This is a genomic window from Mycolicibacterium sarraceniae (assembly GCF_010731875.1).
GTDB classification, from domain to species: Bacteria; Actinomycetota; Actinomycetes; order Mycobacteriales; family Mycobacteriaceae; genus Mycobacterium; species Mycobacterium sarraceniae.
This window is the reverse complement of record NZ_AP022595.1, coordinates 1,234,438-1,246,019: the sequence shown is the minus strand read 5'-3', so window position 1 is coordinate 1,246,019 and position 11,582 is coordinate 1,234,438. Positions and strand designations below refer to the sequence as shown.

Annotated in this window: 9 protein-coding genes; 6 read left to right on the top strand and 3 right to left on the bottom strand. The window is 66.9% G+C overall.

Annotation, left to right across the window (positions count from 1 at the left end; translation table 11 throughout):
* Positions 1-30: 30 nt before the first annotated feature.
* The 3 genes from G6N13_RS06510 to G6N13_RS06500 are packed head-to-tail and all read right to left on the bottom strand — an operon-like array spanning position 31 to position 2,225.
* On the bottom strand, positions 31-1,347 hold the full coding sequence (locus tag G6N13_RS06510) for a threonine/serine exporter family protein (RefSeq protein WP_163695423.1): 1,317 nt from the start codon (positions 1,345-1,347) through the stop codon (positions 31-33).
* Between the two features lie 7 nt (positions 1,348-1,354).
* Complete coding sequence (locus G6N13_RS06505; protein WP_163695421.1) at positions 1,355-1,747, bottom strand: DUF1622 domain-containing protein; 393 nt, start codon at positions 1,745-1,747, stop codon at positions 1,355-1,357.
* Between the two features lie 7 nt (positions 1,748-1,754).
* Complete coding sequence (locus tag G6N13_RS06500) at positions 1,755-2,225, bottom strand: DUF4249 domain-containing protein (RefSeq protein WP_163695417.1); 471 nt, start codon at positions 2,223-2,225, stop codon at positions 1,755-1,757.
* Positions 2,226-2,385: 160 nt separating this feature from the next.
* Here G6N13_RS06500 and G6N13_RS06495 point away from each other — a divergent pair, with 160 nt between their 5' ends.
* From G6N13_RS06495 to G6N13_RS06470, 6 genes are all read left to right on the top strand, one after another.
* The gene (locus tag G6N13_RS06495) at positions 2,386-3,090 is read left to right on the top strand and encodes a response regulator transcription factor (RefSeq protein WP_163701793.1); all 705 of its coding nucleotides are present in this window, start codon (positions 2,386-2,388) and stop codon (positions 3,088-3,090) included.
* Positions 3,068-4,570, top strand: a complete 1,503-nt coding sequence (locus G6N13_RS06490; protein ID WP_163695414.1) for a sensor histidine kinase — start codon at positions 3,068-3,070, stop codon at positions 4,568-4,570. The genes G6N13_RS06495 and G6N13_RS06490 overlap by 23 nt, the downstream gene beginning before the upstream one ends.
* Positions 4,567-6,363, top strand: coding sequence for an ArnT family glycosyltransferase (locus G6N13_RS06485; protein WP_163695411.1), 1,797 nt, complete (start codon positions 4,567-4,569; stop codon positions 6,361-6,363). Before G6N13_RS06490 ends, G6N13_RS06485 begins: the two co-directional genes overlap by 4 nt.
* 44 nt (positions 6,364-6,407) lie before the next feature.
* Positions 6,408-7,649, top strand: a complete 1,242-nt coding sequence (locus tag G6N13_RS06480; RefSeq protein ID WP_163695408.1) for a glycosyltransferase — start codon at positions 6,408-6,410, stop codon at positions 7,647-7,649.
* 2 nt (positions 7,650-7,651) lie between these two features.
* Positions 7,652-9,550, top strand: a complete 1,899-nt coding sequence (locus G6N13_RS06475; RefSeq protein WP_163695404.1) for a glycosyltransferase family 39 protein — start codon at positions 7,652-7,654, stop codon at positions 9,548-9,550.
* Between the two features lie 288 nt (positions 9,551-9,838).
* The gene (locus G6N13_RS06470; protein WP_163695401.1) at positions 9,839-11,563 is read left to right on the top strand and encodes an alkaline phosphatase family protein; all 1,725 of its coding nucleotides are present in this window, start codon (positions 9,839-9,841) and stop codon (positions 11,561-11,563) included.
* Positions 11,564-11,582: the final 19 nt, after the last annotated feature.

Below are 11,582 nucleotides of genomic sequence, written 5' to 3'. Positions count from 1 at the left end.
ACCGCGGTCAGGTCGTCCACCCGGGTGAACCTACCGTACGGTTGGTTGAGCCAAACCCTTCGGCCACGGCAACCTGTTGTCGATGGTGCGGAACACGCTCCAGCCGATCACTGTGCCCAGTGCGATCGACAGAATCGCGGCGCCGGTCACGCCGAGGCTGGCCACACCGATGTTGCCGCCGGTGGCGGCCTCGCTCGCCGACTCAAAGCTCAGCGCCCCGGGGACCAGCGCCCAGAACGCCGCCAGCATCATCACGATCGCCGGGGGCGAGGTCTTGATCCGTGCCGCCAGCATCGCGAAGGGGACCGTGAGGAACGCGCCGATGAAGCCGGAATAGGCTGCGGCGACGAACTTTCCAGCGATCGCCTGGCCCACCAGCGCCACCGCGATTGCGGTGAATAGCCAGATCAGCGATCCGCGCGGCGCGGAGAGATAGATGTACAACCCGATCGCCACCACGATGATCGCGACGTAAAGCGACCAGGGTCCCATCTGTGTCGACGCCGTCTGCGGACGGACCTCTCCGGCGATGTGCACACCCAACGCCACCCCGAACACCAGTAGCGCCAGCTGAGCCACGCCGTAGACCAGCCTGCTGGTGCCCCCGATCAGCTGACTACTGGCCAATTCCAGCGCACCGATCGTTAGCGACATCCCCGGCAGCATCGCCACGAGCACCGGGGCGATCACCCGCAGCAACCCGTCATTGGCGGTGTCGGCGACGAACCATGTCGCCAACATCGTCACGATCATCGCCGCCAGTGTGGGTAGCACCGGGCTGAGCGACGGGAACGGCCGGCCCAGCTGGGCGATCGCCCCGACCACCAGACCGAGAAAGAGGTATCCCGGCAGCGATGCCCACGTCGGGTTGATGATCATGCCGAAACCGATTGCGGTGACGGCATATCCGAGGGTTGTCGTGACGGGCCCGAACCGCGGGCGCATGTTGCGTGCGCGTATCGTCGCCGCGATCGCATCGGCAGGGGTAATGGCGCCGACGGAGGCCAGGGTGGCGATGTCATCGATGCGACCGGCCATGTCCAGCTGCACGGAATACGTCGTGGAGGTGTCGACCTCGTAGCCGACGATGCCGACCTGGATCATCAGGACGGTCGGCAACACCACGACGCGCACCGGTTGGGTGGTGTACTGCGTTGCGATCTCCAGCAGCCGCGACGAGACCAACTGCGTGGGCTGCTCCACTTCGAGAAGGGCGATGCCGATCTCGCGCAGCATCGCCGCGACCTCGGCCTGGTCGTGAGAATCCGGCGGACCTAGCGACTCCGGGGGTGTCTTGCGGATCTTGTTGATGAACCGGGTGCGGCGGGCCCGTCGTTTCTCGTCCATATCCGCATCATTGCCGAGGCGTCGCGGCTTCGGCCGTCGGCTCGGCGGAGTCGGGTGTGACTTGCGGCTGGCGGTTCTTCTGCCAGGGCCAATACCCGGTGATCTCCAGCTCCAGCGAGAAGCTGAGGAACGTGCGGATCAACACGATGCCCGCCAGCACGGCCACACTGCGCGGATCAGGTGTGACGGCCACGGTGCGGATGATGTCGGCGGCCACCAACAATTCCAGGCCGAGCAGGATCGAGCGGCCGAGCTGCTGGCGAAACGCCCGGTAGGCGTCACCGGTACGCAGCCGCCGCAGGACACCCGCGACCGAAATCAGTGCGCCGAGCGCGATGACCGCGACACCTGCCGCGTCGATCACCTTGCCAACGGTCTCGATGATGTCGAAGAAGTTCACCGAAAAATTATCGGGCCGGCATCACCGTAGTCGCCGTTGCCGCGCCGCCCTGTTGGGTTGCGCGTACTGACACCTGCTCACCGGTCTGCAGTGGCTGCGGCGGCTTGCGGGTGTCGGCAGCGAGCACATAGGTCTGGCTGAAGCCGTCCTGGCTGCGGACGGTGACCGCTGTGTCCGAAGCCGCGATGACGTCCCCGGTCTGGGTCAGCTCGGTGCTGAATCCACCTTCGCCGTCGGAGACGACGTTCTGTCCGTGCAACGCCCGCTGGAAGCCGCCAGGACCGCCGGGGCCGCCCCAGCCAGGTGGGCCGCCCGCATGTGCCGGTCCGTCGCTGCCGCCGGTAGCGGCGTAGACCACGACGCCGCCGACCGCGGCCAGCGCGGCGGCGATGCCGACGGCGGCCACCGTCGTACGGGTAGACCAGGTCTTCGGGGGTTCGGTGGGAGTGCCCCACACCGGGTGCTGTTCAACAGTCATGCCACCACCGTGGGCAGCAAACCTTTGTGTTGGCTGTGCATGCGGTGGGTTCCCCCTGTGCGCAAGAATTCAAAGCGCACACATAGCAATGGCATAGGAATGGCCCATCGACGTTCTCATACTGGAGAACATGACCTCTTCAGCGGCTGAACGTGTGGTGATGCGGCGAGCCGACGGAAACCCGATCACGGTTCTCGTCGTCGACGACGAAACCGTGCTCGCCGAGATGGTGTCGATGGCACTGCGCTACGAGGGCTGGAACATCGCCACCGCGGCCGACGGCGCATCGGCGATCACGGCCGCTCGCGGCTCACGCCCGGACGCGGTGGTGCTCGACATCATGCTGCCCGATATGAGCGGGCTCGATGTACTGCGCAAGCTGCGCGAGCAGAACCCTCAGCTCCCGGTGCTGCTGCTGACCGCCAAGGACGCCGTCGAGGACCGTATCGCCGGCCTGACCGCGGGCGGTGACGACTATGTCACCAAGCCCTTCTCCATCGAGGAAGTGGTGCTGCGGCTGCGGGCGCTGCTGCGCCGCACCGGTGTCACCACCGAAGACAGCGGCGCCCAGATCGTCGTCGGCGATCTGGTGCTCGACGAGGACAGCCACGACGTGACCCGCGGCGGCGAACCGATCGCGCTGACCTCGACCGAATTCGAGCTGTTGCGGTTCCTGATGCGCAACCCCAAGCGGGTGCTGTCGAAAGCCCAAATCCTGGACCGGGTTTGGAGCTACGACTTCGGCGGTCGCTCCAACATCGTCGAGCTCTACATCTCCTACCTGCGCAAGAAGATCGACAGTGGACGCGATCCGATGATCCACACGTTGCGCGGTGCGGGCTATGTTCTCAAGCCTGCGAGCTAGCACCTGGTCGCTGAGCGCCCGGCTACTCGTCGGTCAAGTCTGCCTGTTGTTGGTGGTCTGCCTCGGCATCGGTGCGGTGACAGTGCTTGCGCTGCATCAGTATTTGATCGGCGAGGTCGACAACCAGCTGAAGGAAATTGCGCACCGATCGGCCGTCCTCTACGGGCAACCCCCGCCTCCGCCGCTCCCGCCGGCCATGCGGGACAACCGGCCGCCGTGGCCGCGGCCCGGACCCGGACCGGAATTCCTCGACGCGCCGGGGACGCCGATCGGGATGGTTGCCGCCGTCATCACCAATGGAACCGTCGCGGACGCGGGCCTGCTCGGGCCCGGCGGTGTGCGTGCGCAGCTGTCGCCACAAGCGACCAGTCAGCTCGCGGAGTACACCGGTTTTCGGCATACGGTGACCCGCGACCTCGATGGTCTCGGCTCCTACCGAGTGATCGCGGTACGCAGCCGGCTGACCGGTGAGACGCTGGTAGTCGGCCTGAGTATGGGCCATGTCGAGGCGACGCTGTGGCGGGTGGCGCTGATCTTCGCTGTCGTGACGGTCATCGCGCTGGCCGTGGCCACCACGGTGGGCATCCTGATCAATCGCCGCGCGCTGGCGGCGTTGACCCGGGTGGTGGCAACCGCGGGTGAGGTGGCGAACCTGCCGCTGGATCGCGGTGAGGTAGAGCTGCCGGTGCGGGTGTCCGAACCCGATGCGAACCCCTATACCGAGGTGGGCCGGCTGGGTCTGGCGCTGAACCGGATGCTCGACCACATCTCGACGGCGCTGTCGACACGGCAAGCCAGTGAGAGCCGGGTGCGCCAATTCGTCGCCGACGCCAGCCACGAGCTGCGCACCCCGCTGGCCGCGATCCGCGGTTACACCGAACTGGCACAACGCAAGAGAGACGATGTGCCCGACGACGTCGCGCATGCGATGGGTCGGGTGGAATCCGAAGCCGTGCGGATGACCCACCTCGTCGAGGATCTGCTGCTGCTGGCCCGGTTGGATTCGGGGCGCCCGCTGGAACGCGAATCGGTCGACCTGTCGCGACTGTCGGCCGATGTCGCCAGCGACGCCCATATCGCCGGGCCGGATCATCAGTGGAACCTGGACGTGCCGACAGATCCGGTGTACGTCGCCGGTGACGATGCCCGCTTACATCAGGTGGTGGCCAACCTGCTGGCCAACGCCCGCACCCACACCCCACCGGGAACGTCGGTGACGCTGTCGCTGCACGCCGAGCCCGACGCCGCGGTGCTGCGGGTGACCGACGACGGGCCTGGGATCCCGGCCGAGTTGCAATCGGAAGTGTTCGAGCGCTTCGCCCGCGGTGACACATCGCGGTCCCGCAAGGGCGGGTCCACCGGACTGGGTCTGGCGATCGCGTCGGCCGTGGTCCGGGCGCACAGCGGCAGTATCGAACTGCGCAGTGTGCCCGGTTGGACTGAGTTCACGGTGCGCCTGCCCAGCGCGTCCGAGTCATGATCAGCGCCCGGCGGTACGGCGGGCTGGCGGTGCTCCTGCTCGCGACAGCCGTGCTCTACATCTGGAATCTGGGTGCCAGCGGCTGGGCCAACGCGTTCTATTCCGCTGCGGCCCAGGCTGGTTCGGAGAGCTGGACGGCCTGGCTGTTCGGGTCGAGCGACGCAGGCAACGCGATTACCGTCGATAAGACGCCCGCGGCACTGTGGGTGACGGGGTTGTCGACGCGGCTGTTCGGGGTGAATTCGTGGAGCATCCTGGTGCCACAGGCGCTGGCCGGGGTCGCGGCGGTGGCGATGCTCTACGCCGCGGTATGCCGAGTCAGCGGGCCGCGGGCGGGCCTGCTCGCCGGCGCGGTTCTCGCGCTGACCCCGGCCGCGGCATTGATGTTCCGGTTCAACAATCCCGATGCGCTGCTGGTGCTTTCACTTGTCGTCGCGGCTTGTTTCACTCAGCGGGCGCTCGACCGTGACGCTGCGTGGTGGTGGCTGCCGCTGGCCGGCGCCGCCGTGGGGGTCGGCTTCCTGGCCAAGATGCTGCAGGCGTTCCTAGTGCTGCCCGCGCTCGCGGCGGTGTTCCTGTTCGCTGCCGATGCACCGATGCGAGCCAGGCTGATGCGGCTCGCCGCGGCGGCGGGAGCGCTGATCGTGTCGGCCGGCTGGTATCTGCTGCTGGTTGCGCTGTGGCCGGCTGGCGCCCGCCCCTATATCGGTGGCTCGCAACACAACTCCATCGTGGAATTAGCGCTGGGATACAACGGTTTAGGCCGCCTCACCGGTGACGAGACGGGTGGACTGGGCAACCTGAACCAGGACGCCGGCTGGGCGCGGCTCTTCGGTGTCGAGATGGGTACTCACATCGCGTGGCTGATCCCGGCCGCGGTCATCGCTATCATCGCGGGCCTGGTGATCACCCGGCGGGCGCCGCGCACCGACACCACCCGTGCCGCGCTGTTGCTATGGGGCGGATGGCTGGCGGTCACCGCGGTGGTGTTCAGTTTCGCCAACGGAATTCTGCACGCCTACTACAGCGTGGCACTGGCCCCCGCGGTCGGAGCGGGCGTGGCCATCGGCACCACCCTGTTATGGCGGCACCGAAGCGATATCCGGGCGGCCACCACGCTGTCGGGGATCGTCATGATCACTGCTGTGCTGGCTTATATTCTGCTGCAGCGGGATTCGCAGTGGCTACCCTGGCTGCGGGTTGCCGTTGTAGTCGTGGCTATTGCCTGCGCCGTTCTGCTGCTGGTGGTGGGGCGGCTGCCCAGGCAAGTAGGGGTCGCGGTGGGCGTGCTGGCACTTGTGGGTGCGGTGGCCGGGCCGGTCGCCTTCTCATTGGCCACGGTCGCCGCACCGCACAGCGGTGCGATGCCGTCCGTCGGTCCTTCGGGCGGACGCGGCGGGCCGCCCGGTGGCATGTTCGACGCACCCAAGCCCGGCGCCGAGTTGACGGCGGCGTTGCGTCAAGACGCGGACGACTACACCTGGGCCGCGGCCGCTGTCGGATCGAGTAATGCCGCCGGATATCAGCTCGCCACGGGATTGCCGGTGATGGCCGTCGGCGGCTTCAACGGCACCGACCCCGCGCCCACCCTCGAGCAGTTCCAGTCCTACGTCGCACAGCGGCGCATTCACTGGTTCGTCAAGGGCGGCATGCTCGGATTCGGGTTCGGCACCCGGTCGGGCAGCGACGCCGCCGAGCAGATCCAACGCTGGGTGGCTGCGAATTTCACCCCTCGCGTGGTCGACGGCACAACCGTCTACGACCTGTCGCGCGGATTCACAGCGGCCGCATAGCAAACACAGATTCCCCGCCCACCGCCACAGTCGACGATCAAAGCATGACCATCACCGACATCCCCATGGCGCGCCGGACCAACGCCGCATTGATCGCTTCCAACCGTGGTGTCCCTGTGCTGGATGTCGTGGTGCCCGTGTACAACGAGCAGGCCGTTCTGTCTGCGTCGATCCACCGGCTCTACCGCCACCTGCGGGACGACTTCCCGTACTCGTTCCGGATCACCATCGCCGACAACGCCAGCGTCGACGCCACTGCCGAGGTCGCCGCCGCGCTGGCCGCCGAACTGCCCGAGGTGCGTACCGTGCGCCTGGAGCAGAAGGGGCGGGGGCGGGCGCTGCACGCGGTGTGGTCGACATCGGATGCGCCGGTATTGGCCTACATGGACGTCGACCTTTCGACCGACCTTGCGGCGCTATCTCCTCTGGTGGCACCGCTGGTGTCCGGGCATTCCGACCTCGCGATCGGCACCCGCCTCGGCCGCGGGTCCCGGGTGGTGCGCGGGGCGAAGCGGGAGATCATCTCGCGCTGCTACAACCTGATCCTGCGTTCCACGTTGGCGGCGAAGTTCAGCGACGCCCAGTGCGGATTCAAGGCGATCCGCGCCGACGTCGCGGCCGAGCTGCTGCCCCACGTCGAGGACACCGGGTGGTTCTTCGACACCGAACTGCTGGTCCTGGCCGAACGTAGTGGGCTGCGGATCCACGAGGTTCCCGTCGACTGGATCGACGATCCGGACAGCCGGGTCGACATCGCGGCCACCGCACTCGCCGACTTGAAGGGAATCGCCCGCTTGCTCAAGGGTTTCGGCACCGGCCAGATTCCGGTCCAGGCCATCGGCGCCCAGTTCGGCAATCAGGCCGGGGCGCCGAAATCGCTACTGAACCAGGGTGTGCGGTTCGCGGCTGTCGGTGTTGCGTCCACGTTGGCCTACCTGCTGCTGTTCCTGCTGTTGCGCCCAATCGGCCCGCAGGGCGCGAATCTGGTCGCGCTGCTGGTGACGGCGATCGCGAACACCGCCGCCAATCGGCGGTTTACCTTCGGAGTGCGCGGCCGTACCGGGGTGGCGCGCCACCAGTTCCAGGGGTTCGTTGTCTTCGGCATCGGGCTGGCCCTGACCAGCTGCGCGCTGGCCCTGCTACACATGCTGAGCGACCCACACCCAATCGTCGAGCTGCTGGTGCTGATCGCGGCCAACCTGATGGCCACAGTCGTCCGTTTCGTGCTGTTACGTGGCTGGGTGTTCCATCCCCGCCGCACCGGCCAGACTGCTGGAGGTAAGTAGCAATGACTGTCCTCGTTGAAAGGCCGGTATCGGTGGATCCGCAGGAAACGCCTCGTGCGGTGCGGCCGCGATGGGTGCGTCCGGCGCTGTTCGCGCTTCTGGCTCTGACGGGCCTGCTGTACCTGTGGGGTCTGAGCGCCGCCGGCTGGGCCAACGAGTATTACGCCGCGGCCGTGCAAGCCGGCACGCAGAGCTGGAAGGCGTTGCTGTTCGGTTCGATCGACGCCGGCAACGCGATCACGGTGGACAAGCCGCCCGCGTCGTTGTGGGTGATGGCACTGTCCGGTCGGATCTTCGGGTTCGGCACACTGTCGATGCTGGTTCCCGAGGCCCTCATGGGGGTTGCGTCGGTCGCGCTGCTCTATGGCGCGGTGCGCCGGGTCAGCGGTGCTGGGGCCGGCCTGCTGGCCGGTTCGGTGCTGGCGCTGACGCCGGTGGCGGCGTTGATGTTTCGCTTCAACAACCCCGACGCGCTGCTGGTGCTGCTCATGGTGGTCGCCGGCTACTGCATGATCCGCGCGCTGGACGGCGCGTCCACTCGCTGGATCGCGCTGGCGGGTGTCGCCATCGGGTTCGCGTTCCTGGCGAAACTCCTGCAGGCCCTGCTGGTCACCCCGGCGCTGGCCTTGGTGGTGCTGGTCGCCGTTCCGGGCAGCGTGTGGCTGCGGCTGCGTCATCTGGCAGTCGGGCTGGTGGCGATTGTGGTCTCGGCCGGCTGGTACCTGGTGCTGGTCAGCTTGTGGCCCAGCGATTCTCGGCCCTACATCGGCGGCTCCACCAACAACAGCCTGCTGCAGCTTGCCCTCGGCTACAACGGCTTGGGCCGGGTGTTCGGCGGTGACGGTAACCCCGGCGGGAGTTCGGATTCCGGCGGCGGCCCAGGCGGCCTGATGGGTAGCGCGATGTTCGGCGGCTCCACCGGGATCACCCGGATGTTCGGCGAGTCGATGGGCACCGAAATCTCCTGGCTGCTGCCGGCTGCGCTGATCGGACTGGTGGCGGGACTCTGGTTCACCCGGGCTGCGCCGCGCGCCGACCGGACCCGTGCGGCGCTATTGCTCTGGGGCGGATGGCTGGTCGTCACGGTCGTGGTGTTCAGCTTCATGAAGGGGATCATGCATCCCTACTACACGATTGCCCTAGCACCGGCGATCGCCGCGATAATCGGCATCAGCGTGCGAGAACTATGGCGCGGCAGGCAGTTTGCGCTCCCGCGCGTGGCACTGGCGGCCATGCTGGTGAGCACCGGGGTGTGGAACTTCATCTTGCTCGACCGCACTGCCGAGTGGCTGCCCTGGTTGCGCTGGACGGTGCTGGCCGGCTCGATTGTGGTCGCTGCCGTGTTGTTGGCTGGCGGACACCGCCTCGGACGTGGGACGGTGGCACTGGCCGCGGCGGGTCTGCTGTTCGGGCTGGGAGCGTCGGCGGCGTACACGATTGAGACGATCGCCGGCAACCACGGCGGCGGCATCCCGACGTCCGGCCCGGCGCGTGCCGGCGGCAGCATGGGATTCGGCGGGCCCGGCGGCCCAGGAGGTCAGTCGGCGTCGGACAACACCGAGCTCAAAAACATGCTCACCGCGGCCGACAACCGTTGGGCTGCGGCCACTGTCGGATCGCACGTCGCGGGAAGTCTCGAACTGAGCACCGGCACCTCGATCATGTCGATCGGCGGGTTCAGCGGCGGTGACAACTCGCCGACACTGGAGCAGTTCCAGTCCTACGTCGGCTCGGGTCAAGTCCACTACTTCATCGTCGGCAACGGCCCCGGCGGCGGCCGTCCCGGTGGTCCCGGTGGCGATTCCGGCACCGGCGAGCAGATCACCGCATGGGTGCAGCAGCACTTCAGCGCGACCGATGTGGCTGGAACCGAGGTGTACGACCTGACCGCACCGAACTGACCTGTCCAATCCTGTCCCAAGACGGCCCTTACTTCGTAGCATCTGCTCTATCGGGCGGCGGGAGTACGGGTCATGGGCACTGCAGCACACATCGGTCGGCTAGGGGCACTGGCGGTCGCTCTTTGCATAGGTTCGGCGATTGCGAGCATGCCGTGCATCGCCGCCGCTCAACCGTCGGACTCGCCGTCGGCAACGTCCGGGCCACCCGCCGCTGGACAGACCGGTGGCACCGCCCGCACTGTCGCGAAAGTGACTGCGGTGAAAGCGAATATGACAGCCGCTAGGCCCGTGCGTAAGGGCCCGGTCCTGTCCGGTGCAGATAAGCTACCGACCCCGGATCAGGCCTTCCAGGCGTTGACGTCCGCGCTGGAGCTGGCGGGCAGTGAAGTGCAGCGCCTGAGTCGCGGCCGGCCCACCGGCTCGGTGTCCACCGTCGCCACCCCGACCACCGGCCCCAACCTTCTGATGAATCCCGGTGCCGAGCTGGGCGACCCGGCAGGGCTGGGCAACAGTACGGTCAGTGTGCCGGGGTGGACGGCGACCGGCGTTCCGACGGTCGTCCAGTACGGGGAACTGCGCAACGCGTGGCCGACCGGTCTCAGCTTCGCGTGGCCCAATCTGCCGGCCATCGTGTCATTCCCGGGCACCCATGCCGCACCGCTCGACAGCGGGAACCAGTTCTTCGGCGGTGGGAATGTGGCCGGTTCAGCACTGTCCCAGACGGTGGACCTCACCGCGTCGAGCGCGCAGATCGATGGCGGCGCAGTCCCGTTCACACTCAGCGGATACCTGGGTGGCTACTTGCTGGACCCGTCCTTCGCGACCGTGAAGGTCACGTTTCTGGACCAGAATCAGCTCTACCTGGGCAGTTCGACGATCGGGCCGGTCACCAACCTGGACCGCTGGGGACAGACGGGCTTCCGTCAACGCACCACCAGCGGGACGATCCCAGTGGGTACGCGCAGCGCCCTCGTCACCCTCACCATGCACGACCTCAATCCTGTCGTGATCGGCTTCACCGCCAGGTACAACAACGCTTACGCCGACAACCTGTCCTTCAGCATCGGCACCGACCAACCCGCGCCCCCCGCACCGGCGCCGCCGGCATCCAACGTCGGGCAACTTGACCACGTGTTCCTGGTCTACATGGAGAACAAGGGCTACGACGACATCGTCGGCAGTCCCAACGCGCCGTTCACCAACAGCTTGATCAACGCGGATGGGTTCGCCAGCGACTACTACGCCGTGACCCATCCCAGCCTGCCGAACTACTACGCGATCGCGGGTGGACAAGTTTTCGGCAAGACCTACAACTGCGAATCCGTGTGTATCAACGATCCGAACAACCTTGCGTTCAACATCGACGCCGCCGGCAAGACGTGGGCGGCCTACGCGCAGAGCCTGAAGCCGGGCCAAAACCCTCTGGTTTCCTCGGGGGGCTATTCGACCGACCAGACCCCCTGGCCTGCTTTCGCCGGGATCGGCGACAACCAGGCCTACGCGGCAGGGCACATCTTGCCCCTGGCACAGATGGCTACCGACCTTCAATCAAACGCCACCACTCCGGATTTCGTGTGGTTCGCCGCAGACGAGGACTCCAATGGGGAAGGCCCGGTCGACACCGCGCCGGGTGCTGCCCACTTCGTGCTGTCGCAGCTCGATCCGCGCCACCAGTACAACGTCACGGCACTGGACCAGTTCCTGCAGCAGAACGTGCCGACGATCCTCAATTCGGAGGTTTGGCAGACCACGAAGTCGGTGTTGATCATCACCTTCGACGAGGACAACAACAACATCACCCTGGGCTTTGGCAATGAGGGCAACCACGTCGTCACCGTCGTGATCCCATCGCCGCTGGCGGTCAGCGCGGGCGGTATGAAGGGTGGCGCTTTCGTCGACACCAATCGCTACGACCACTACAGCACGCTGCGCACCATCGAGGATGCGCTCGGGTTGCCGACAATGACCAACAACGACAAGTACGCCACGCCGCTCAACGGATTCTGGACCTGAGCCTGCCGGTCTAGACAAG

Excerpts from the sequence above, each read along its gene's own strand:
- G6N13_RS06500 (WP_163695417.1), bottom strand. The coding sequence starts at position 2,225 with ATGACTGTTGAACAGCACCCGGTGTGGGGCACTCCCACCGAACCCCCG.
- G6N13_RS06485 (WP_163695411.1), top strand. The coding sequence starts at position 4,567 with ATGATCAGCGCCCGGCGGTACGGCGGGCTGGCGGTGCTCCTGCTCGCG.
- G6N13_RS06490 (WP_163695414.1), top strand. The coding sequence starts at position 3,068 with ATGTTCTCAAGCCTGCGAGCTAGCACCTGGTCGCTGAGCGCCCGGCTA.
- G6N13_RS06475 (WP_163695404.1), top strand. The coding sequence starts at position 7,652 with ATGACTGTCCTCGTTGAAAGGCCGGTATCGGTGGATCCGCAGGAAACG.
- G6N13_RS06510 (WP_163695423.1), bottom strand. The coding sequence starts at position 1,347 with ATGGACGAGAAACGACGGGCCCGCCGCACCCGGTTCATCAACAAGATC.
- G6N13_RS06480 (WP_163695408.1), top strand. The coding sequence starts at position 6,408 with ATGACCATCACCGACATCCCCATGGCGCGCCGGACCAACGCCGCATTG.
- G6N13_RS06495 (WP_163701793.1), top strand. The coding sequence starts at position 2,386 with ATGCGGCGAGCCGACGGAAACCCGATCACGGTTCTCGTCGTCGACGAC.